Source organism: Stenotrophomonas sp. TWI273 (assembly GCF_039674765.1).
GTDB lineage: Bacteria > Pseudomonadota > Gammaproteobacteria > Xanthomonadales > Xanthomonadaceae > Stenotrophomonas.
The window spans coordinates 73575-93782 of the sequence record NZ_JBDJOA010000011.1 but is presented as its reverse complement, the minus strand read 5'-3'; the positions used below and the strand labels follow the sequence as shown (position 1 = coordinate 93782).

Sequence of the window (20208 nt, the reverse complement as noted above, 5' to 3'; positions counted from 1 at the left end):
CCCCATTACCCCTGCATCGTGCGGAGCCGGCCAGCGGCCGGCACTACCGGGGCGCGGATCACGCCCCTTTTTGCCGCATAATCGCGGGATGACCGACGACCGCATTATCGCCGCCGGTGCCACCCGCGAAGACGAGGGCACCGACGCCAGCATCCGCCCCAAGCGCATGGCCGATTACCTCGGCCAGGCGCCAGTGCGCGAGCAGCTGTCGATCTACATCGAGGCGACCAAGGCCCGTGGCGACGCACTCGACCACGTGCTGATCTTCGGGCCGCCGGGACTGGGCAAGACCACCCTGAGCCATGTGATCGCCAACGAGCTGGGGGTCGCGCTGCGCGTCACCTCCGGCCCGGTGATCGAAAAGGCCGGTGACCTGGCCGCGCTGCTGACCAATCTGCAGCCGCACGATGTGCTGTTCATCGATGAAATCCACCGCCTCTCGCCGGTCGTGGAGGAAGTGCTGTACCCGGCGATGGAAGATTTCCAGATCGACATCATGATCGGTGAGGGCCCTGCGGCCCGCTCGATCAAGATCGATCTGCCGCCGTTCACCCTGATTGGTGCGACCACCCGGGCAGGCCTGCTGACCGCGCCGCTGCGCGACCGCTTCGGCATCGTGCACCGGCTGGAGTTCTACACCCCGGAAGAGCTGACGAAGATCGTCCGGCGTTCGGCCAGCATCCTCAACATCGACTGCACCGCCGAAGGCGCGGCCGAGATCGCACGGCGCTCGCGCGGCACCCCGCGTATCGCCAACCGGCTGCTGCGCCGCGTGCGCGACTTCGCCCAGGTGAAGGCGGCCGGCCACATCGATCAGGACGTGGCCCAGGCCGCGATGCAGATGCTCAAGGTCGATCCGGAGGGCTTCGACGAGCTGGATCGGCGCCTGCTGCGGACCATGGTCGATTACTTCGATGGTGGCCCGGTCGGCATCGAGTCGCTGGCGGCGGCGCTGTCCGAAGAACGTGGCACGCTGGAAGACGTGGTCGAGCCGTACCTGATCCAGCAGGGCTTCCTGATCCGCACCGCGCGGGGGCGCATGTGCACGCACAAGGCCTACCGGCACATGGGGCTGAAGCCGAAGAACCCCCCGGCGGACCTGTTCGCGGAGGTCCCGGATGTCGGTTGAGCCCCGGGTTGAGCCCCGATTCAGTTGGCCGACACGCATTTACTGGGAAGATACAGACGCTGGCGGGGTGGTGTACCACGCCCGCTACGTGGCCTTCATGGAACGGGCGCGCACGGAATGGATGCGCGCATTGGGGTATGGTCAGGAGCGGATGCGCTGCGACCACGGCCTGGTGTTCGCGGTGCGCAGCATGACCATGGATTTCCTCAAACCGGCGCGCCTGGATGATGCGCTGGATGTCACCGCCACGCTGGTGCAGTGCAAGCGCGCCAGCATGGTATTCGCGCAGGCCGTGTGCCGGGGCGGGGAAACACTGCTGACCGCGCAGGTGAAGATCGCCGCGCTGGATGCAACCACCTTCAAACCGCGTGGCATGGACGATGCACTGCATGCCGCGCTGAAACACCTCGAATTTCCAGAATCCGCATAATGAGGAACAACGGATGATCGCAATGCTCCTGGCCCTGCAGGCCACGGTGACCGAAGCGCTGCCGCAGGAAGTCACCAGCGCCGCGGCGCAGACTGTCGCCCAAGCCGCGCATGGCGGTGGCATCAATTACCTGGACCTGATGATCAAGGCCAGCATCCCGGTGAAGATCATCGTGCTGCTGCTGTTGGCCGGCTCGTTCATCAGCTGGGTGATCATCTTCCGCAAGGCACGCGTGTTCAACGCCGCCAACCGCGCCGCCGACGAGTTCGAAAGCCGCTTCTGGTCCGGTGCGGACCTGGGCAAGCTGTACAGCTCGGCGACCGACCGCAACCGCCAGGTCGGCGGCCTGGAAGCGATCTTCGAATCGGGCTTCCGCGAGTTCACCCGCCTGCGCGACAAGCGTCGCCTGGATGGCCGTGCCCAGCTTGAGGGCGCCCAGCGCGCCATGCGCACCACCTACACCCGTGAAGTGGACCAGATGGAGCGCAGCCTGGAGCTGCTGGCCAACATCGGCTCGACCGCCCCGTACGTGGGCCTGGTCGGCACCGTGTTCGGCATCATGGTGACCATGCACGACATGATCAACAGCGGCGAGCAGGCCGGCATCGCCTCGGTCGCCCCGGGTATCTCCGAAGCCCTGTTCGCCACCGCGATCGGCCTGTTCGTGGCGATCCCGGCGGTATGGGCCTACAACCGCTTCACCACCCGCGTGGAGCGCATGTCGGTGCGCTTTGAAACCTTCGCAGAAGAGTTCAGCTCGATCCTGCAGCGTCAGACCGCGGGCGACGAGTAAGCGCCCAGCACAGGAGTCCTGCCATGACCGCAGCCATTGGCCGCCGCAAGCGCCGAAAGCTCAAATCCGAAATCAACGTCGTGCCGTACATCGACGTCATGCTGGTGCTGCTCATCATCTTCATGGTGACCGCGCCGCTGCTCACGCTGAGCTTTGAAGTGGATCTGCCGACCTCCCAGGCCAAGGCGCTGGAGAGCAAGCAGGATCCGGTGATCGTGTCCGTCCGCCTGGATGGCCAGCTCAGCCTGAAGCTGCCCGAGGCCAAGGATCCGGAACCGATGGATGCGGCCCGGCTGCAGGCCCAGCTGTCCGCGCTTTCTTCGCAGGACAAGAACCTGCGCGTGATCGTCGCCGCCGACAAGGCTGTGGCGTATGAGAAGGTGGTCGCGGCCATGGACGTGATCAAGCGCGCCAACGTGGAAAAGGTGGGCCTGGCGACCGATGCACGCTGAAGCCCTGCCACCGCAGCGTCAGCCTGAAGAGAAGTGGGGTCTGCCGATCGCGCTGGCGCTCGGTGTGCACCTGCTGCTGGCCCTGATCTTCATCGCCGCCTGGTTGTGGTCGCCGCAGCGCACCACCGAAGCGGCCGCCGGCGATCCGGCGATCGAGGCCAGCCTGCAGCTGTCCGCCTCGGAAGCCTCGGCCGCCCGCCAGGCCCTGCGGGCCTCCGAAACGCTGCCGGACCTGCCCGAGCCGGTCGCCGAGCCCGAGCCCATTCCGGAAGACACCGTGCCGCCACCGCAGCCGTTGCCCGAGCCGCGCCCGCAGGACGCACCGACGCCGCAGCAGTCGCAGGCGCAGGAGCGCATCGCCCAGCCCGATACGGTCGACCAGGAAGCGGTCAACGCGCTGGCGATCTCGGCGGAAAAGGCCAAGCAGGAGCAGGAAGCCAAGCGCCGCCAGGAACAGATCGACCTGACCGAGCGCAAGCGCCAGGAACAGGCCGAGCAGAAGCTGCGCCTGGCCAAGCAGCAGGAAGAAGCCGAGAAGAAGAAGCTGGCCGAGCAGGAACAGAAGGCCAACGACGCCAAGGCCGACGCCGAGCGCGACAAGAAACTCGCTGAAATCCGCCGCAAGCGGGCCCAGGCCGAGAACGAAGCCAAGCTGGCCGAACAGAAGCTGCGCCAGGTCACGGCCGCGCGTGCGGCCAATGCCTCGGCCTCGACCGCCGGGGCGACCGGTGCCGCCAAGCCGGCCGCCGGTGCTGGTGGCACCAGTGACGATCTCAGCGCCAAGTACGCGGCGGCCATCCAGCAGAAGGTCTCGGCACAGTGGACCCGTCCGGATTCGGTCCCGCTGGGCCAGCGTTGCCAGGTCTCGATCACCCAGATTCCCGGTGGGCAGGTGATCCAGGCCAAGGTCAGCGGCAGCTGCCCGTTCGACGAGGCAGGCCGCCGTTCGATCGAGGCCGCCGTGTTGAATGCCCAGCCGTTGCCGTACCGCGGCTTCGAGTCGGTGTTCGCGCGCACCATCAACTTCACGTTCACCGCCCAGGATTGACCCGGCAGGCCGCTGATCCCGCCGGATCAGCGGTCGTGGCAGCCGCGCGCCACCGGCCGCCGCGCAGGCCGACGGCGCCTGGAGGGGTTAACAGTGTGTGAGTTTTGTGCGCCCGGTGACTCGGAATTCACACGGCCTTGGTTCATGATTGCGAAACTGTTCACCGCGGTCCTGTTATCCCTCGTTCTGGTTTCCCCCCTATTGAGCGCTCCATGAAAAAAATGCCTCGTTGGCTTGCCGTTGTTGCGGCCCTGTTGTTGCCCTTCGCTGCCATGGCGCAGCAGAAGGGGCTGGATATCGACATCATTGGCGGCAATGCCTCCGCCACGCCGATCACCGTCGTCCCCATGCCGTATCAGGGGTCGGCCGGTGCACCGCAGACCGATGTGGCCGCCGTGGTGCGTGCCGACCTGGACCGTTCCGGCCAGTTCCGCAATCTGCCGGAAGCCCAGATCGTCGAAAAGCCGACCCGTGGCAGCGAGATCCAGTTCGCCACCTGGCGCGCGCTGAAGCAGAACTACATCGTGGTCGGCCGGGTGATGGACGCCGGCGCTGGCGCCTACCGCGTCGAGTACGAGTTGTACGACGTGCCCAAGGGCGAGCGCCTGCTGGGCCTGGCGATGACCGCCCGTGGCAACGCCATGCGCGATGTCGCCCACCAGATGGCCGACGCCATCTATGAAAAGATCACCGGGGTGCGCGGCGCCTTCTGGACCCGCATTGCCTATGTCACCGCCAGCGGCAAGGGCGATGCCATGCGTTATGCACTGATGGTGGCCGATTCGGACGGCTTCAACCCGCAGACCATCGTGCGCTCGGCCGAGCCGCTGCTCTCGCCGAGCTGGAGCCCGGACGGCAACAAGCTGGCCTATGTGAGCTTCGAGCGCGGCAACTCGGCGATCTACATCCAGAACATCTCCAGCGGTGCCCGTGAGCTGGTCACCAGCTTCCGCGGCATCAACAGCGCCCCGTCGTTCTCGCCGGATGGCCGCCGCCTGGCCCTGTCGCTGTCGCGCAGCGGCAACCCGGAAATCTACGTGATGGACCTGGGCAGCAAGCAGCTGACCCAGCTGACCAACCACTTCGCCATCGATACCGAGCCGACCTGGAGCCCGGATGGCAGCAGCGTCTACTTCACCTCCGACCGTGGCGGCCGCCCGCAGATCTACCAGGTGGCTTCCAGCGGTGGCAGCGCGTCGCGCGTGACCTTCCAGGGCAACTACAACGCCACCCCGAGCCTGTCCTACGACGGCAAGAAGCTGGTGGTCGCCCAGGGCAGCGGCAACACCTACAAGATCGCGATGATGGACAGCAGCACGGGCTCGGCCCGCTGGAACACGCTGTCGCCAGGGTCGCTGGATGAATCGCCGAGCTTCGCGCCCAACGCGAGCATGGTGTTGTACGCCGCCCGTGAGGGGGGTCGTGGAGTGTTGTACGCCGTTTCGGCCGATGCGCGCGTGCGCCAGCGGCTGGTTCTGGCGGACGGTGATGTTCGCGAGCCTTCTTGGTCGCCATACCGTACAAAGCGCTAACAGAGTGTTAAGATTTCGCCGTATTCATCCCTCATCCGGCTTTAGGAGCCTCAAAGGTATCGCCATGAACAAGACCACCCGCGTTCTGCTTGTCTCCCTGTTGTCCGTGGCCGCCCTGGCCGGTTGTTCCAAGAAGGTCAAGGAAGTGCCGGCTGCCCCGGTTGATACCGGCAGCACCACCGCTCCGACCGGCCCGTCCACCTCGGGTCTGTACGGTCCGGGTGATCTGGATACCGATTCCTGCCTGCGCCAGCGCGTGGTGTACTTCGATCTGGACCAGGACAGCGTCAAGCCGGAGTTCCAGGCCATCATGGCGTGCCACGCCAAGTACCTGCGTGACCGTCCGTCCTCGCGCATGACCCTGCAGGGCCACACCGATGAGCGCGGTTCGCGCGCTTACAACCAGGCCCTGGGCGAGCGTCGTGGCAACGGCGTGTCCTCGGCACTGCAGGCCAACGGTGGCTCGGCTTCGCAGCTGACCGTCGTGTCCTACGGTGAAGAGCGTCCGGTCTGCACCGAGTCGGGCGAGTCCTGCTGGTCGCAGAACCGTCGCGTCGAGATCGTGTACACGGCTCAGTAATAGATGCGCTTTCGATTTCTATCGATGATCGTTGCGGCAGCCCTCGTGGCTGCCGCACCGGCCAATGCGCAGCGCCAGAGTCTGGCCGACCGCGTCGGCGCGCTTGAGCAGCAGGCGAACAACAACCAGTCCAACATGGACATGCTCAATCAGCTGAATCAGCTGCGTACCCAGTTGCAGGCCCTGCAGTCGCAGGTCGAGCAGCTGCAGCACGACAATGACCAGCTCAAGCAGTCCGCCAAGGACCAGTATCTGGACCTGGACAGCCGCCTGAACCGCCTGGAAGGTGGAGCCCCCGTGCTTCCTGCCGCCCCGGCCGCAGCCGCGCCTGCCCCCGCTGCATCCCCGAAACCGGCAACGGCCGCTTCCGAGCGGCCGCCAAGCGTGCACGGCGATGCCGGCAGCCTGGCCGCCAGTGGCGATGAACGCACCGCCTACAATGTCGCCTTCGATGCGCTCAAGGCCGGCAAGTACGACGACTCGGCGCAGCTGTTCATGAGCTTCCTCGAGCTGTACCCCAACGGCGTCTATACCCCCAACGCGCTGTACTGGTTGGGCGAAAGCTATTACGCCACCCGTAATTTCCCGCTGGCTGAGGCGCAGTTCCGCGACCTCATCTCGCGCTACCCGACCCATGACAAGGCGTCCGGTGGCCTGCTCAAGATCGGCCTTTCCCAGTATGGCGAAGGCAAGGTCGACCAGGCCCAGGCGACCCTCGAACAGGTCGTGTCCACGTATCCCGGCTCCGACGCCGCGCGCACCGCGCAGGACCGTCTGCAGTCGATCCGGCTGGGTCAGCAGATCCGCTGAACCCGCCCCGGGCCGCTGTTGCGGCCGGGCCCGGTATAATGATGGATTGCCAACCGGGCGCTGCCCGGTCCTCCGTGCCGGGCCATGCCCGGCTGTTGTCGTTTCCGAAGCCGTCCGCCAAGAATCACCGCCATGACCACCACTCTGTCCGCTGCTGCCGCACTCCCCAGTGAGATCGTGCAGTCCCCGCTGCCGCGACTGAAGATCACCGAGATCTTCCTGTCCCTGCAGGGCGAAGCCGATACCGCCGGCTGGCCGACCGTGTTCGTGCGCCTGACCGGCTGCCCGTTGCGCTGCACCTATTGCGATACCGCCTACGCCTTCCATGGCGGCACCTGGTGGGACATCGACGCGATCGTGGACGAGGTGCTGGCCCAAGGCGTTCACCACGTCTGCGTGACCGGTGGCGAGCCGCTGGCGCAGAAGCGCTGCCTGGTGCTGCTGGAGAAGCTCTGCGATGCCGGCCTGGACGTCTCGCTGGAAACCTCCGGCGCGCTGGATGTCAGCGCCGTCGATCCGCGCGTGTCGCGGGTGGTCGACCTGAAAACCCCCGGCTCCGGCGAAATGGCCCGCAACCGCCTGGAGAACCTGCCGCTGCTGACCAAGCGCGACCAGATCAAGTTCGTCCTGTGCAGCCGTGAGGATTACGAATGGGCCCGCGGCATGGTCCGCGAGCATCGCCTCAACGAGCGCAGCATGGTGCTGTTCTCGCCGAGCAAGAGCGAGGTCAGCCCACGCGAGCTGGCCGACTGGATCGTGGCCGACCGCCTGCCGGTGCGCTTCCAGATGCAGCTGCACAAGCTGTTGTGGAATGACGAACCCGGGAGGTAACGGCGGCTGCAGCGCTACGGCGCTGCGCTTGCCATCGACCAGGCCTCACCATCAGTAAAGACGTCCGGCGCGGGACAGCGTGCTGGTTCCCCGCAAACCACCGGAAACACCCCCATGAAAAAAGCAGTCGTCCTTCTGTCCGGCGGCATGGACTCCGCCGCCGTCGTTGCCATCGCCCGCGAGCAGGGTTTTGCCGTCCACGCCCTGAGCGTGCGCTACGGCCAGCGCCACACCTCCGAACTCGACGCCGCCGCCGCCGTCGCCAGCGCGCTGGGCGCGGTCGCCCACAAGACCGTCAATGTCGACCTGCGCAGCATCGGCGGCTCGGCCCTGACCGATGACATCGACGTTCCTGAAGCGGGCGGGGAGGGCATCCCGGTCACCTACGTGCCGGCGCGCAATACCATCATGCTGTCCGTCGCACTCGGCTGGGCCGAGGTGCTGGGCGCCAACGACATCTTCTGCGGCGTCAACGCGGTGGATTATTCCGGTTACCCGGATTGCCGCCCCGAGTTCATCCAGGCCTTCCAGACGCTGGCCAACCTGGCCACCAAGGCGGGCGTGGAAGGTGCGGGCATCCAGGTCCACGCGCCGCTGCAGTTCCTGAGCAAGGCCGATATCGTGCGTGAAGGCGTTCGCCTGGGCGTGGACTTCGGCCTGACCGTGTCCTGCTACAACGCCGACGACCAGGGCCGCGCCTGCGGGCACTGCGATGCCTGCCGCCTGCGCGCGCAGGGCTTCACCGATGCCGGCGTGCCGGACCCGACCCACTACGTGTGATGCGGGACGGGTACGCATGAGCGCGAAGATGCGTTAGAATGCGCACCCCCGGCGTCACGTCGGGGATGCAATGGGCCGTTAGCTCAGTTGGTAGAGCAGAAGACTTTTAATCTTTTGGTCGATGGTTCGAATCCATCACGGCCCACCACTGCATCCATGATCAAGGCGACCGCGAGGTCGCCTTTTTCATGCGCGGGGATGGGCGTCTCCGCGACCGCCGGCCGAGGCAGCAGCTGCACTGCGCAGCGAGCGCAGCAGGCACAAGGCCGACACCAGGCAGGCAAGAATGATCGCCATCGACACCGGCAGATGAAATGCGCGATGGCCATGCAGCGCGAAGCCGAGGTGGATGATGAAGGTGGCCAGGCCCAGTGCCGCGCAGAGCCTCGCGAAACCGCGTGCCTTGCCGGTCTGCAGCACCACATGGCGGTAGCCGAGCACCACCACGCCCACGGCGATCAGATTGAACACCAGGAAGCCCTGCACGCCACCCGGCAGCAGGAACATCTCCCACTCACGCCAGAAGGCGGCATCGATCTGATGGAGAATCAAGGCGAGCAGCGTGGCGAAGTAACGTCGTTCCATGAGGCGGGCGGTGCCAGACGCTGCGGATCCTGCAGCGTGCGTAGTGTAGCGGCCCACCAGGGGTGACCCCTGCGCCGCCGGGGCCGGGCTCAATGCATCCCGATGTCGCTGGCGAGCGTATCCACCACGCGCTGCGCCCGTGCCCGGGCGCTTTCTCCGCTGCGCGGAATGACGGGCAGGTCCGGGGTGATGCCGGCAACTTCGTCGCTGCCGTCGGCACGCAGGCGTACGCAGTTCGGTACGCGCACGCGCAGGTGCGAATGGGGGAGTTCAGGCGGCGCGTCTGCACTCATGAAGCCACAGCCATAGCCGCCGCTGTGCGTACCGACGATGCGGGCGATGTGGTTGTCCTGCATGCGCGCGGCAAACATTTCGGCCGAGGACGCGGTCTTTCCGTTGGTCAACACATACACCGGGCCATTCCATGCGCCCCAGTGCCCGCGCAGATCCTGTGCCCAGTCCAGGCGGTGGGCGATCAGGAAATCATCGAGGGTGTCCACGGCAGGGCTCGGCAGCGGACCGCCGGACGTACCCGCCGCGACCAGGCGCCGGCACGGTGCGGCGTCCCATGCCTGCTGCGTGTGCCAGGCCCAGGACAGATCGCAGGGCGGCATGGCCACCGCCTGCCGCGATGCCTGGAAGGCGGCGCGCTGCGTGCTCAACAGCCGGCGGGCGGCCGCGTTGGGGTGGTGATGACGCAGCGCGTCGTCGAGCCGTTCGTACTGCTCGTCCAGATACGGTTTGCCCGCCGCCGACTGGCTGACCTCCAGGACGGCGGAGGCCACCGGCTGCGAAGTAAACAGGCGCGCGAGGGTGTCGCCGCTGTCGTCACCGCCCGGGTTGTCACCCACATCCACCAGTACCGCGTCCACGCCGTCCTGCTGGAAGCGCCGCAGGCTGGCGGCAATCGCAGCGACCCAACTGCGGCCCACTGTGCCGCGCATCTCCGCGGTGGCGTCGGCCTGCCGCAGCTGTGGCCACAGCGCGTGGCACACGCCTGGATAGCGCAGCGCATCGAACTCGTGCAACCGCAGCAGGCCGATCGTGTGCCCGTCCGGCAAGGACAGCGTGCCGGCGCGCAGCATGGGGTCGGCCACATCGTTCAAGGGGTGGTAACCCGGCAGCGTGTCCAGCGGCAGGCTGAAATCGTGGCGACCCTCGTCGGATACGCCAAGCAATGCACAGCCTGCGCCAGCGCCCAGGGCCCGTGGGTCCACAGCAGCGGGCGCCGGGGAGCTGGGGGCCTGTTCAAGCGGATCGAGCAGGCTGAGGTGGCCGTCATGGAAGCCGGCCAGGAAGGTGCGAAGGGCCTGGGCCGCCTGCGCATCGGTATGCGCTTCGGCCAGTGCGCGCTGCGCGGAGGCATCCAGCGCGGGTAGATCCACGCCGCCCTGAGGCGAGGCGACCCAGGCCAGGTGCGCGTAATCGTGCGCCAGGATCTGCTTGAGTGCCGCGTGGTCGGCCTGCCAGCCGCTTCGATCGAACGCCGGTGTGGCTCGGCATGCTTCCGGCGATGCCATGGCCAGCATCGCCAGCGTGATCACGATCCCTCTCGTCCCTGCCATACAGCCTCCTTGCGACCCGGCGCAGTGCCGCACGGGGCAAGGGTGACGGGATCGTGTGTGCGATCGACTCCGGTCGATCGTAGCCAATGCGCGTGTTCCCCGGAAGTCCCGGAGTCGCATCACGCCACCGTCCCTACGACGCGCGCACGATCAGGCCATACCCGGCCACAGTGGGCCACGATCCCACGGAGCGGTGTGATGAGTACCGTCCAATCCGGCCACGCGATACGCGAACTCAACCAGATCATCGGCATCGCGCGCGACGGCCACGACATCTACGCCAGAGCCGTCGCCGACGACGGGACGCAGGATCCGCAGTTGAACGCGCTGATGATGCGGATGGCCGCAGCGAAAATGCAGGTCATCGATGGGGTCACGCGGCTGGTGCGCGACGCCGGCGGTCAGCCCGCCCGCCACCGTACCCTGGCCGGCAGCCTCCGTGGCGGCTTCGGCAGGTTGGGCACCGTACTCGGGGATGCGGGCATCCAGTACGCCAGTGAGAGCCAGGCAGCTGAAGCGCGTCTGGTGAGGGCACTCGAAGTTGCCGCGCGCGATGGCGCACTGACGGCACATGCGCGACGAACGCTCAACGGCATGCTGCTGGAGACGCGGCTCGGTTGGGACGACATGCGCCAGGAGGTAGATGACCTGCGGGGCCGGGATGCATAGTCATCCACACCGTCACCCACACCTTCAAGGAAGCACGCGCATTCGTAGCGTCGCGAATCAACAGCGTCGCGAATGAGCTTCGTAGTGAAGGATGAAGGAGATTGAAGGACGCGAGACGTTGAAGGGTGCGGGATGGCGCCGAGTGCGCCTGGTCGCCGTCTGCATGTGAGGGCTGCGCGGATGCGCAGCCCCACCATGCGGCAGACGAATTACTTCTGCTGCGGCTTGTTGCCTGCGTCAGGGGCGTTCTTGGTGTCCTGTTCCTGCTTCTGCTGCTTGGCCTGCGCGTCCTTGCGGTCCTGTTCGGACTGCGGGCCTTTCTGTGCAGCAGCATTCTTGACGTTGTTTTCGTTGTTCTGCATGTTGGACATGGTGTGACTCCAAGGCGACGTGATGTCGCAACCCCAGCGTGGACCTGCCGCTGTTACGCGAGGGTCGCACTGGGATGAGCATCGGGTCAGGGTAGTCTCATGACCAAGTGCTACACCGCGTGGGCGGGACCACCCACGGCGCTGCTGGTCCACAACGTGCCTTCATCCCAGGCGCCGAGTTGGAGGCTGCGGCCGTCGATGTATCAGGATTGGCAGAGTGTCCCGCAATGGTCGCTGCTGAACCCGGCAATGGCCTGCTGCAGGAGCGGAACGTCGCTTGGGTCCACCTGTTCCAGCGCGTCCTTCAACGCGTCACGCACTGGCTGTCGTTGCTCGAGCTGCAGCATCTGCGCGTAAGGCGCCGCCGTCTCTGCCAGCGCATGGACCAGGGTCCGCTTCAGCGTGCTGCCCGCCGGCTGGGCACGCATCACCTCCAGCATCTCCAGGTACTGGCGTTGCGCATTGCGGCGAAGGGTGTCGGTGCCGCCCGGTCCCAAACCGGCGAGCTCTGCGGGCGTTGCAACGGTCAGCCACGTATCCACCAGTGGCTGCATCCGTGCGCCGCACTGCAGCAGGTACGGTAGCAGCAGGCCCAGCTGTGCCTGGAAGCGCTCGGCGTTGCGGTTGCCTTGGCGGGCCTGCTCGCCGGAATGGAGGAGCACGGCGGCTGGCATCGCACCCATGCCGAACTGCATCAACCGGGTGGACAGCGTTACGCCGTACTGGCACGCGTTGGTCAGCAGACTCAGGTCCGCCGTCGCGTAGTCCGGCGCCAGGACGTCGGTCGTGTTGGTCACCGCCGCCAGCAGCTGCATGGCGCGTGGGCTGTCGAGCTGCTCCGGTGCGTTGTCGGCGTCGGCTTGCTGCAGCAGTTGCAGGTAGTCGCGCGTGGCTTCGTACTGCGCCATGAACTGCGGCGGTATGTCATCGGCACGTGCGGGTGAGGGGACCAGCAATATCACGAGGAGGGCCGCGCCCAGCGGTGTCGGTGCAGACGCACGCGCCGGCCATGCCAGTCGTCGCATGAGAGAAGAAAACAGGCTGCAACTCATCCGGAGCATGGTCCTTGGATCGATTCGGGCATGGAGCGTAGGTGACCCGGGGCGGGGCGGCAACCCGGTGCGCAGCATGCGTCGCCGGGGCATCCTGCGGGTGCCCGGCAATCGGTTGTCCTCGAATGACGGTTGGGAGATGCAGGCGTGGGCCATGAGCGGTCTGCCTGTGCACACCGCAGAATCGCTTACGGGGGCACAATAGCCAGTCATTCGTTGATCGTTGTTGGAGGTGCCATGAACCGTTTCGTCCTGCTGGGTGTGGGGGCGCTTGCGCTCGCGGCCTGTTCCAAGCCGGCGCCGTCCGATACCGCGACTCCGGCAGAGCCTGCCGCGCCGGCCACGTCGGCCCCCGCTGCCAGCGCGCCCACCGCAACCGCCAGCCCGACCCTGCAGCCGCCGTCGTTCGATTGCGCCAAGGCGCACTCCGAGGCCGAGCAGCAGGTGTGTGGCGACGCCCGCCTGGCCGCGCTGGACCGCCAGCTGGCCGCGCTCTACAAGCGCGTGCAGACCAGCCCGGACGAGCTGGACATCGCGGCCGAGCAGCGTGGCTGGATCAAGGGTCGCGATGCCTGTTCGCGCGCGGTGGACCCGCACCGTTGCCTGGTGGAGTCCTACCAGACGCGTCTGGTCGAGCTGACCCTCAACGCCGGCGGCATCCAGGTGCCGGCCAAGGTCGAGTACCGCTGCGATGACAACAGCAAGCCGGTGACCGCGGTGTTCTACAACGACATCGATCCCACTGCGGCCGTGATCAGCTGGGGCAATGACCAGGCGATCGTGTTCCCGGTGCCGGTCACCCGCGAGGAAAACAACGGCGGTCGCTGGGGGCGCGAAGGCGTGGACCTGCGGACCCACAACGACCAGACCACGCTGGAGTTCTACGGCACCACGCTGCAGTGTCAGATCGCCAAGTGATGGCGGCCACCGCCGCGTTGCTCAGCGCACGCGGCGGTAGCGCACCTCGTTCTGCCGGTCGCCCACTTCGGTGGTGACGAAGCCGTCGCGGCTCTGGCTGATGTCGAACACGCTGCTGCCGACGTTGAGCTGGCCGCCATTGACCCAGCCGTTCAACGACTGCCCACGCGTCTGTGCGCTCATGCGGCCGTCGCTGTCGATGCGCATGCGGATGTCGGCGTTGAAGGTCGGGTTGTAGCCCTCGAACTCGCCGACCATCCAGTCGGGCACATAGGACGTGTGGCGGGCGCCCTGGTAGTTCTCGTCGTCGTAGCGCGCGTCATCCTTGTTGGCGTTATGGGCCAACGCGCCGAGAATCGCCGCGCCGATCAACACGCCGGCGGCGACCTTGGCGTCGTGGTTGTCATCGTCACGGCGGTCATCGCGGTCGCTGCCGCCGTGCACCCGGAACGAGGCGCGGCAGCCATCGTCGACCCACACCTCGCGGCGGTCGTAGTCCCAGTTGCGGCCCTGGCGGCAGTCTGCACCGGACAGTTTGCGGTCCAGGGTGACGTAGCCCGCGCGGGGCAGGGCGCAGGATTGATAGCGGTTGTCGCGGCTCTCGCAGGTGACGAAGTCATCCGCGCGCGCGTCTCCCAACGGCAGCATCAACAGCAGGGGCGTGGCCAGCAGCATACGGAAGAGCATGTCGTCGATTCCGGAAGGGAAAAGGAGCGCGTCGCATCGTATGGGAAGCGGGAGACCCCCGTTCCCGGCAACGACGATGGCCACGCGGACATGAAATCCGGATGAAGATCACCGCGCTGCGCGCCCGGACGGCCGCCGGGCGCCGCAGGTGACTCGCCTCAGGCGCAGGCCGCCAGCGGGTGCTGGAAGCAGGCACGGATCGCGTCGAGCAGCTCGCTCATGCTGTAAGGCTTGGGCAGGAAATGCATGCCCGGGCCGAGCTGAGGCAGCACCACGGAGGGCTCCAGGCCCGAGGTGACCAGCACCGGCAGCCCGGGCTGTTCCTGCTTGACCCGATGCGCCGCCTCGATGCCACTCACCGCGCCCAGGCAGACATCGGTGAACACCAGATCGAAGCGCTCGCCGGCCTGCAGCAGGCCCAGCGCGGCTTCGGCGGAACTGACCGCCACGACTTCGCAGGCCTGGCTTTCCAGCGCCATGCGGCTCAGTTCGCGGGTGTCTTCGGTGTCTTCGATCAACAGCACGCGCGGTTCGGGATGGTGCTTGGACAACAACATGGAGCGTGGTTCCTGCTTACCCCCGGAGAGGGGCGCGCAAGTATCGCGGGCCGCCGGTGAGGAGACCGTCGACGGCGACCAAATGCCGGGTGAATCGGGGGCGGGATCGTACCGCCCGTAGCGCCCACGGCGCTCAGGCAACGGCCGCCGACCGCCGGCGTCCACGGTGCCAGGCCCACACCAGCCCGACCGCCAACCCCGCCGCCGACAGGCGCAGCACCGTCGCCGGCCAGCCGACCGCGGTCGCCTCGGTGATCACGAAGACGTTCCAGGCCAGGTTGAGCGAGATGTGCAGCGCCAGCCCGCTCCACAGCGTGTAATCGTCCAGCGTATTGAGCCAGGCGAACACCAGCCCGCCGATGCCGGTGATGGCGAACACCTGCAGCGCCATGCCCCCGCCGCCGCCGAACGACCACCAGTGGATCGCACCGAAGATCACCGCCTGCACCAGCGCGGCGGCCAGCCACGGCCAGCGCTGCTGGCGATGGGCGAAGATGAAGCCGAAGCCACGGAAGATGATTTCCTCGGCGAACGGGAACAGCACGCCGAGCATCAGCAGTGCGAGGACATCCTGGGTGGGATTCACCCCGCCCAGCCACCACAGGCCGAGCCAGCACGGCAGGGTCGCCAGCAGGGCCAGTGCCGGGCCCTGCCAGCCATTCCAGCGCAACCCGAGCAATGCGTGCAGGCGTTGCCCGGGGCGCAGCAGCAGCGCAGCCACGGCCAGCACCAGCAGCACGCCCAGGCCGTTGTCGAGGATGGCGCCGCCATAGGGGATCGGCAGCTTCGGAATCGGCGTGCCCAGCCACGCGGCGAGGTCGCGCAGATTGATCGACACGGCCAGGGTCAGCACCACCACGCAGGCGGACAGCCAGGTGGGCAGGCGGAGGGACGGCATGGGACGCTCCATATCCAGGGACGGCGTGGATTGTTCGTGATTCCCTCGCCAGCAGCATGGGGCATAGGTCGGGGGGCCATCGGTCATGGCCGCGTTGCACCACGGTCAGGTATGACCGGCTAGAGTGCGGCTTTGCCCCTTGGATTACCGCCCATGCAATGCCCCGTATGCAAGACCCAAGCGCTGCAGATGTCCGAGCGCCAAGGCATCGAGATCGACTACTGCCCGCAGTGCCGTGGCGTGTGGCTGGACCGAGGCGAGCTGGACAAGATCATCGAGCGCTCGGCCGGTGCCGCCGCCCCCGCGCCGGTGCGCGCGGCCGCACCGCCGCCGCCGGCTGCCGTGCAGCACCGTGATACCCGACACCTGGGCCAGCAGCAGTACGGTGACCAGCAGGGCTACCGCAAGAAAAAGAAAGAGAGCTTCCTGTCGGACCTGTTCGACTTCTGATGCACGCCTGCGCTGCGCTCAGGCGCGGCGCAGGATGAATTCCCGGTCGACGCTGTCGCCGACCGGGAAATCGTATTCGCCCACCTTGCTGCAGCCGTAGCGCGCATAGAAGCGCTGCGCACCCAGGTTCTCGGACCACACGCCGATCCACAGCGTGCGCCGCTGTGGCTGATCGAGCCACGCCAGGAAGGCGTCCATCAGGCGCGCGCCGTGGCCGCCACGCTGGTGACTGGCGAGCAGGTAGAGGCGTTTGAGCTCGATATCGCCCTCGCTGGCCTCGGCATGCGGCAGGCTGTTGGGCCCTGCGGCGAGATAACCCACCACATGTTCCCCGTCTTCCAGCAGCCACGCCGCGTTGCGTGGATCGGCGAGTTCGTGACGCTGCGGCTCGACCGAATAGTGCCTGTGCAGGAACGCGTGCAGGTCCTGCGGCCGGTAGGAATCGCCGAAGGTTTCGGTGTAGGTGGCGATGGCGATCGCCGAGAGCGCATCGGCATCGGCAACGGTGGCACGGCGGAGGGTCAACATCATGGCGCAAGGCAGGCAGGTGGGGCCGGCAGCTTACGCCATCGCCTGGGGTCGGCCGTGGTTCCGGGTACGTCGGTACCCGGAACCTGTCATCGCGGCTGGATCAGAACCAGACCCGCACGCCCGCCACCCAGCGGGTATCGCGCGCGCGCTCGCCGGCCGCCTCGTGGTAATCAGCGGTATCGCCGAACAGCCGCTCGTGGCTGATGCCGATGTAAGGCGCGAAGCGGCGGCTGAACTCGTAGCGCAGGCGCAGCCCGGCCTCGACCTTGTTGAGTCCCGAACCGTTGCCATACTCCGGTTCGTCCTTGGCCGAGAAACGGGCTTCCACCAGCGGCTGCAGGATCAGGCGGTTGGTCAGCAGCAGCTCGTACTCCACTTCCACCGTGGCCGCGAACTGGCCGCCTTCGCCGACATAGGCCGTGGCAGAGGTCTCGAATTTGTACGGCGCCAAGCCCTGGATGCCGAACGCCGCCCAGGTGCGTGAATCGGCCGGGCGGAAATCCTGTTTCACGCCGACCAGTACGTCCCACCACGGCGACACGCTGCGGCCGTACATCACTTCAAGGTCGGCCGATCCGGTGCGGCCGTCGCTGCGCTCGCCTTCGCTGCGCAGCCATAGCCTGTTGATGTTGCCGCCCACCCAGCCGCTGGCCTCCCACGCCTGGCCGGTACCGTGCTGGCCGTCCCAGTGCTCAAGGCGGTTGACCAGCAACATGCTGTGAATCTCCGGCGCATGCTCCATCGCGCCGTGGTCGATCGGCGGGAACGCGGCGAGGCGGTCCGCGGCCGTCACGACAGGAATCGGTTCGAGCGGTTCGGTGGGCGCGGGCGCCTTCGGCACGCCATGACCCATCGCGGCGTGGTCCATCTTCGAATGGTCCATCTCGCCGTGATCGGTCGTGCCGTGGTCCATCGTCGAATGGTCCATCTGGCTGTGATCAGTGCTGCCGTGGTCCATCGTCGAATGATCCATCTGGGCGTGATCGACGCTGCCGTGGTCCATCTTCGAATGATCCATCTGGCTGTGATCGACGTTGCCGTCATCTGCCGGTGGCGCGTCGGTCGGGGTCGGTGTCGTGGCATGGCTGGCATGGCTGGCATGCGACTGCGCCCACGCCGGTGCGGACAAGGCCAGCAGCAGGCCGGCGCTCAGTGCGGACAGCGCGGTGAGAGGTGAGCGGCTCATTCTTCGATCCTCACTTCGCGCATCATGCCCGCTTCCATGTGGTACAGCAGGTGGCAGTGGTAGGCCCAGCGGCCGAGTGCGTCGGCACGTACGCGGTAGGTGCGGCGGGTGCCGGGCGGCATGTCGATGGTGTGCTTGCGCAGGTGGAACTCGCCGTCCGCGTTTTCCAGATCGCTCCACACGCCGTGCAGATGGATCGGGTGCTGCATCATGGTGTCGTTGACCAGCACGATGCGCATGCGCTCTCCGTAGTTCAGGCGCAGCGGTTCGGCGCTGGCGAAGGGAATGCCGTCGAAGGACCAGCTGAATTTCTCCATGTGGCCGGTCAGGTGCAGCTCGACCTCGCGGCCGGGATCACGCCCATCGGGATCGTCGAACAGGCTGCGCATCGCGCCGTAGGTGAGTACGTTGCGGCCGTTGTTGCGCAGGCCGATACCCGGATCCTCCAGCTTGGGCTCGGTGGCCATGCTCTGCATGTCCACCAGCGGGTTGCCTTGCTCGCTGGCCGGGTGACGCGGCGCCTTGGTATCGGCGCCGTGCGCGCCGTGGCCCATGCTGGCACCGCAGCCGCCTTCCATGCCCTTCATATCGTGGCCCGCCATCCCGTTGGTGGCATGGCCCATGTCGTGGCCCATGTCACTCATGGTCAGCAGCGGGCGCGGGTCGCGGGCGGGAATCGGTGCCTGCAGGCCGTGGCGTACCGCCAGCGTGCCGGCGGCATAGCCGGTGCGGCCCATGTCCTGGCAGAAGATCGTGTACGCGTCCTGGCCGCTGGGTTCGACGATCACATCGAAGGTCTCGGCCGGGGCGATGCGGAATTCATCGATGCTGACCGGGTGGATGTACTGGCCATCGGCGGCGACCACGGTCATCTTCAGGCCCGGGATGCGCACGTCGAAATAGGTCATCGAGCCGCCGTTGATGAAGCGCAGCAGCACCTTCTCGCCGCTGCGGAACAGCCCGGTCCAGTTGCCGGCCGGGGCGGTGCCGTTGAGCAGGTAGGTATAGGTGTGGGCGTTGATGTCGGAGATGTCGGTTGGCGTCATCCGCATCCGGCCCCACATGCCGCGGTCGGCGGTGGCCGCGGCCCAGCCGTCCTTGCGGACATCGCGGAGGAAGTCGGGCAGGGTGCGCTTGTAGTAGTTGTCGTATTCGGCAAGCTTCTTCATGCGCCGGAACAGCGCGCCGGGGTCCAGGTCGGTCCAGTCCGAGAGCAGGATCACGTGCTCGCGGTCGACGTGATACGGCGCCGGTTCGAGCGGGTCGATGATCAGCGCGCCGTACAGGCCCGCCTGTTCCTGGAACAGGGAATGGCTGTGATACCAGTACGTGCCCGACTGCTTGAGGGTGAAGCGGTACTGGTAGGCCTCGCCCGGGGCGATGCCGTTGAAGCTCAGGCCGGGCACGCCATCCATGTTGGCCGGCAGCAGCAGACCGTGCCAGTGGATGGAGGTGGGGTGGCCCTGCAGCGTATTGGCGACCCGGATGTTGACCGTCTGGCCTTCGCGCCAGCGCAGGATCGGCGCGGGCAGGCTGCCGTTGACGGTGATCGCCGGGCGGGTGCGGCCGGTGAAATTGGCCAGCGATTCGCCGATGCTCAGCTGCACATCATGGCTGCTGAGCACCTGTGGGGCACCGGCAAGGCCGGGGCCGGCGGCGGCGAACGCACGCGGGCTCAGACCCGTGGCGGCCAGGCCGGCGACCACGCCGCCGGCAGCCACGCCCTGGACGAACAAGCGGCGCGACGGCATGGGCGGGGTGCCCGTGCCGGGTGGTTTGGGGAAAGACATTGCAACTCCGGATCTGATTCGAATGGCACACGCAGTGCCGTCAACGCACGCACACCGGGGCATGCGCGCAGAGCATCAGGCAGGCGCTCGCAGAGCGCGGCGGATCAGGCGATCGGAGGGCGGGTGATGCGGTCCAGCGGCGGTGTCGGCAGGCTGGGATGCACGGTGTTCAGCGGCGACATCGACACCGGCGGCGGGGTCGCCAACCAGGCGACCTGGACGGTCAGGCTGGGTTGCTGGGCGCAGCTGCGCAGGCAGTCCTTGATCTTGCAGTGGTCGCCATCATGCGGTGCCTGCACGCCGGTCGTGGCGGCGGCCATGGCAGGGTGATCATGCGCGGCGGCGGCGGCGGGCGCGTCGCCATGGCAGGGCGGTGCGGCACTGCTGGGCACGGCCGGCTCGGCCAGGGCCAATGCCATCGGGCCGGCCATGGCCACGTTCAGCCCATTGAGCAACAGGCTGAGCATCAGGACGACTCGCAGGAGCAGGCCACTGGCGGACATGGGGCTCACCTTACTGCCAAACCCTGGCGGCCGCACCTGTGGCTGAACGCAGGGTTCAACT

24 protein-coding genes and 1 tRNA gene are annotated in these 20208 nt (G+C 67.1%); 14 read left to right on the top strand and 11 right to left on the bottom strand.

The window, feature by feature from the left end; genetic code table 11:
* Window positions 1-88 precede the first annotated feature (88 nt).
* From ruvB to ABE571_RS14230, 11 genes are all read left to right on the top strand, one after another.
* Window positions 89-1129 carry a Holliday junction branch migration DNA helicase RuvB gene (ruvB, locus tag ABE571_RS14280; RefSeq protein ID WP_121039149.1) on the top strand — a complete coding sequence of 347 codons (1041 nt, stop codon included), beginning with the start codon at window positions 89-91 and terminating at the stop codon, window positions 1127-1129.
* Window positions 1119-1559 carry a tol-pal system-associated acyl-CoA thioesterase gene (gene ybgC / locus ABE571_RS14275; RefSeq protein WP_346493906.1) on the top strand — a complete coding sequence of 147 codons (441 nt, stop codon included), beginning with the start codon at window positions 1119-1121 and terminating at the stop codon, window positions 1557-1559. Before ruvB ends, ybgC begins: the two co-directional genes overlap by 11 nt.
* A gap of 13 nt (window positions 1560-1572) precedes the next feature.
* Window positions 1573-2352: a protein TolQ gene (gene tolQ, locus ABE571_RS14270; RefSeq protein WP_346463210.1), complete on the top strand. Its 780-nt coding sequence runs from the start codon at window positions 1573-1575 to the stop codon at window positions 2350-2352.
* Between the two features lie 23 nt (window positions 2353-2375).
* Entirely contained in the window at window positions 2376-2804 is a 429-nt protein-coding gene (gene tolR / locus ABE571_RS14265; RefSeq protein WP_019185220.1) for a protein TolR, read from the top strand.
* Window positions 2794-3852: a cell envelope integrity protein TolA gene (tolA, locus tag ABE571_RS14260; RefSeq protein ID WP_313210418.1), complete on the top strand. Its 1059-nt coding sequence runs from the start codon at window positions 2794-2796 to the stop codon at window positions 3850-3852. The genes tolR and tolA overlap by 11 nt, the downstream gene beginning before the upstream one ends.
* A 212-nt stretch (window positions 3853-4064) precedes the next feature.
* Window positions 4065-5384, top strand: coding sequence for a Tol-Pal system beta propeller repeat protein TolB (gene tolB, locus ABE571_RS14255; protein WP_046272625.1), 1320 nt, complete (start codon window positions 4065-4067; stop codon window positions 5382-5384).
* 64 nt (window positions 5385-5448) lie between these two features.
* Window positions 5449-5964 carry a peptidoglycan-associated lipoprotein Pal gene (pal, locus tag ABE571_RS14250; RefSeq protein WP_121039134.1) on the top strand — a complete coding sequence of 172 codons (516 nt, stop codon included), beginning with the start codon at window positions 5449-5451 and terminating at the stop codon, window positions 5962-5964.
* Between the two features lie 3 nt (window positions 5965-5967).
* Entirely contained in the window at window positions 5968-6774 is an 807-nt protein-coding gene (gene ybgF / locus ABE571_RS14245; RefSeq protein ID WP_313210423.1) for a tol-pal system protein YbgF, read from the top strand.
* A 132-nt stretch (window positions 6775-6906) separates the two neighbouring features.
* Window positions 6907-7605 (top strand): 7-carboxy-7-deazaguanine synthase QueE, encoded by a 699-nt coding sequence (gene queE / locus ABE571_RS14240; RefSeq protein ID WP_259259409.1) that lies wholly within the window; start codon window positions 6907-6909, stop codon window positions 7603-7605.
* 114 nt (window positions 7606-7719) lie between these two features.
* Window positions 7720-8385, top strand: coding sequence for a 7-cyano-7-deazaguanine synthase QueC (queC, locus tag ABE571_RS14235; RefSeq protein WP_121039125.1), 666 nt, complete (start codon window positions 7720-7722; stop codon window positions 8383-8385).
* A 72-nt stretch (window positions 8386-8457) separates the two neighbouring features.
* Window positions 8458-8533, top strand: a tRNA-Lys gene (locus ABE571_RS14230).
* A 38-nt stretch (window positions 8534-8571) separates the two neighbouring features.
* Here ABE571_RS14230 and ABE571_RS14225 read toward each other — a convergent pair.
* On the bottom strand, window positions 8572-8970 hold the full coding sequence (locus ABE571_RS14225; protein ID WP_346493904.1) for a DUF6713 family protein: 399 nt from the start codon (window positions 8968-8970) through the stop codon (window positions 8572-8574).
* An 89-nt stretch (window positions 8971-9059) separates the two neighbouring features.
* Window positions 9060-10535 (bottom strand): S41 family peptidase, encoded by a 1476-nt coding sequence (locus tag ABE571_RS14220; protein WP_346482089.1) that lies wholly within the window; start codon window positions 10533-10535, stop codon window positions 9060-9062.
* 198 nt (window positions 10536-10733) lie between these two features.
* Between ABE571_RS14220 and ABE571_RS14215 the strand changes: the two genes are divergently transcribed.
* Complete coding sequence (locus ABE571_RS14215; RefSeq protein WP_346463239.1) at window positions 10734-11204, top strand: DUF2383 domain-containing protein; 471 nt, start codon at window positions 10734-10736, stop codon at window positions 11202-11204.
* 209 nt (window positions 11205-11413) lie between these two features.
* Here ABE571_RS14215 and ABE571_RS14210 read toward each other — a convergent pair whose 3' ends face one another.
* Window positions 11414-11575, bottom strand: coding sequence for a hypothetical protein (locus ABE571_RS14210; RefSeq protein ID WP_313210433.1), 162 nt, complete (start codon window positions 11573-11575; stop codon window positions 11414-11416).
* Between the two features lie 203 nt (window positions 11576-11778).
* Complete coding sequence (locus ABE571_RS14205; protein WP_346493902.1) at window positions 11779-12627, bottom strand: hypothetical protein; 849 nt, start codon at window positions 12625-12627, stop codon at window positions 11779-11781.
* A gap of 237 nt (window positions 12628-12864) precedes the next feature.
* Here ABE571_RS14205 and ABE571_RS14200 point away from each other — a divergent pair, with 237 nt between their 5' ends.
* Window positions 12865-13545 (top strand): lysozyme inhibitor LprI family protein, encoded by a 681-nt coding sequence (locus ABE571_RS14200; RefSeq protein ID WP_346493900.1) that lies wholly within the window; start codon window positions 12865-12867, stop codon window positions 13543-13545.
* Window positions 13546-13566: 21 nt separating this feature from the next.
* Here ABE571_RS14200 and ABE571_RS14195 read toward each other — a convergent pair whose 3' ends face one another.
* From ABE571_RS14195 to ABE571_RS14185, 3 genes are all read right to left on the bottom strand, one after another.
* On the bottom strand, window positions 13567-14232 hold the full coding sequence (locus ABE571_RS14195) for a DUF3011 domain-containing protein (RefSeq protein ID WP_313210439.1): 666 nt from the start codon (window positions 14230-14232) through the stop codon (window positions 13567-13569).
* Window positions 14233-14390: 158 nt separating this feature from the next.
* Window positions 14391-14789, bottom strand: a complete 399-nt coding sequence (locus ABE571_RS14190; RefSeq protein ID WP_313210441.1) for a response regulator — start codon at window positions 14787-14789, stop codon at window positions 14391-14393.
* Window positions 14790-14922: 133 nt separating this feature from the next.
* Window positions 14923-15687 carry a CPBP family intramembrane glutamic endopeptidase gene (locus ABE571_RS14185; RefSeq protein WP_346493897.1) on the bottom strand — a complete coding sequence of 255 codons (765 nt, stop codon included), beginning with the start codon at window positions 15685-15687 and terminating at the stop codon, window positions 14923-14925.
* A 153-nt stretch (window positions 15688-15840) separates the two neighbouring features.
* Between ABE571_RS14185 and ABE571_RS14180 the strand changes: the two genes are divergently transcribed.
* Window positions 15841-16137, top strand: a complete 297-nt coding sequence (locus tag ABE571_RS14180; RefSeq protein WP_088432901.1) for a zf-TFIIB domain-containing protein — start codon at window positions 15841-15843, stop codon at window positions 16135-16137.
* An 18-nt stretch (window positions 16138-16155) separates the two neighbouring features.
* Here the strand turns inward: ABE571_RS14180 and ABE571_RS14175 are convergent, their stop codons facing one another.
* From ABE571_RS14175 to ABE571_RS14160, 4 genes are all read right to left on the bottom strand, one after another.
* Entirely contained in the window at window positions 16156-16668 is a 513-nt protein-coding gene (locus ABE571_RS14175) for a GNAT family N-acetyltransferase (protein WP_346493895.1), read from the bottom strand.
* 100 nt (window positions 16669-16768) lie between these two features.
* On the bottom strand, window positions 16769-17854 hold the full coding sequence (locus ABE571_RS14170) for a copper resistance protein B (protein WP_346493893.1): 1086 nt from the start codon (window positions 17852-17854) through the stop codon (window positions 16769-16771).
* Window positions 17851-19644: a copper resistance system multicopper oxidase gene (locus ABE571_RS14165; protein ID WP_346493891.1), complete on the bottom strand. Its 1794-nt coding sequence runs from the start codon at window positions 19642-19644 to the stop codon at window positions 17851-17853. The genes ABE571_RS14170 and ABE571_RS14165 overlap by 4 nt, the downstream gene beginning before the upstream one ends.
* A gap of 104 nt (window positions 19645-19748) precedes the next feature.
* Complete coding sequence (locus ABE571_RS14160; protein ID WP_346493889.1) at window positions 19749-20147, bottom strand: CopL family metal-binding regulatory protein; 399 nt, start codon at window positions 20145-20147, stop codon at window positions 19749-19751.
* Between the last annotated feature and the right edge of the window lie 61 nt (window positions 20148-20208).

Coding starts and splice junctions, on each gene's coding strand:
- ABE571_RS14195 (WP_313210439.1), bottom strand. CDS start 14,232: ATGCTCTTCCGTATGCTGCTGGCCACGCCCCTGCTGTTGATGCTGCCG.
- ABE571_RS14180 (WP_088432901.1), top strand. CDS start 15,841: ATGCAATGCCCCGTATGCAAGACCCAAGCGCTGCAGATGTCCGAGCGC.
- queC (WP_121039125.1), top strand. CDS start 7,720: ATGAAAAAAGCAGTCGTCCTTCTGTCCGGCGGCATGGACTCCGCCGCC.
- ABE571_RS14210 (WP_313210433.1), bottom strand. CDS start 11,575: ATGTCCAACATGCAGAACAACGAAAACAACGTCAAGAATGCTGCTGCA.
- ruvB (WP_121039149.1), top strand. CDS start 89: ATGACCGACGACCGCATTATCGCCGCCGGTGCCACCCGCGAAGACGAG.
- ABE571_RS14185 (WP_346493897.1), bottom strand. CDS start 15,687: ATGCCGTCCCTCCGCCTGCCCACCTGGCTGTCCGCCTGCGTGGTGGTG.
- ABE571_RS14170 (WP_346493893.1), bottom strand. CDS start 17,854: ATGAGCCGCTCACCTCTCACCGCGCTGTCCGCACTGAGCGCCGGCCTG.
- ABE571_RS14220 (WP_346482089.1), bottom strand. CDS start 10,535: ATGGCAGGGACGAGAGGGATCGTGATCACGCTGGCGATGCTGGCCATG.
- ABE571_RS14165 (WP_346493891.1), bottom strand. CDS start 19,644: ATGTCTTTCCCCAAACCACCCGGCACGGGCACCCCGCCCATGCCGTCG.
- ybgF (WP_313210423.1), top strand. CDS start 5,968: ATGCGCTTTCGATTTCTATCGATGATCGTTGCGGCAGCCCTCGTGGCT.
- pal (WP_121039134.1), top strand. CDS start 5,449: ATGAACAAGACCACCCGCGTTCTGCTTGTCTCCCTGTTGTCCGTGGCC.
- tolA (WP_313210418.1), top strand. CDS start 2,794: ATGCACGCTGAAGCCCTGCCACCGCAGCGTCAGCCTGAAGAGAAGTGG.
- ybgC (WP_346493906.1), top strand. CDS start 1,119: ATGTCGGTTGAGCCCCGGGTTGAGCCCCGATTCAGTTGGCCGACACGC.
- ABE571_RS14200 (WP_346493900.1), top strand. CDS start 12,865: ATGAACCGTTTCGTCCTGCTGGGTGTGGGGGCGCTTGCGCTCGCGGCC.
- tolR (WP_019185220.1), top strand. CDS start 2,376: ATGACCGCAGCCATTGGCCGCCGCAAGCGCCGAAAGCTCAAATCCGAA.
- ABE571_RS14175 (WP_346493895.1), bottom strand. CDS start 16,668: ATGATGTTGACCCTCCGCCGTGCCACCGTTGCCGATGCCGATGCGCTC.
- ABE571_RS14190 (WP_313210441.1), bottom strand. CDS start 14,789: ATGTTGTTGTCCAAGCACCATCCCGAACCGCGCGTGCTGTTGATCGAA.
- queE (WP_259259409.1), top strand. CDS start 6,907: ATGACCACCACTCTGTCCGCTGCTGCCGCACTCCCCAGTGAGATCGTG.
- ABE571_RS14160 (WP_346493889.1), bottom strand. CDS start 20,147: ATGTCCGCCAGTGGCCTGCTCCTGCGAGTCGTCCTGATGCTCAGCCTG.
- ABE571_RS14205 (WP_346493902.1), bottom strand. CDS start 12,627: ATGAGTTGCAGCCTGTTTTCTTCTCTCATGCGACGACTGGCATGGCCG.
- tolB (WP_046272625.1), top strand. CDS start 4,065: ATGAAAAAAATGCCTCGTTGGCTTGCCGTTGTTGCGGCCCTGTTGTTG.
- tolQ (WP_346463210.1), top strand. CDS start 1,573: ATGATCGCAATGCTCCTGGCCCTGCAGGCCACGGTGACCGAAGCGCTG.
- ABE571_RS14225 (WP_346493904.1), bottom strand. CDS start 8,970: ATGGAACGACGTTACTTCGCCACGCTGCTCGCCTTGATTCTCCATCAG.
- ABE571_RS14215 (WP_346463239.1), top strand. CDS start 10,734: ATGAGTACCGTCCAATCCGGCCACGCGATACGCGAACTCAACCAGATC.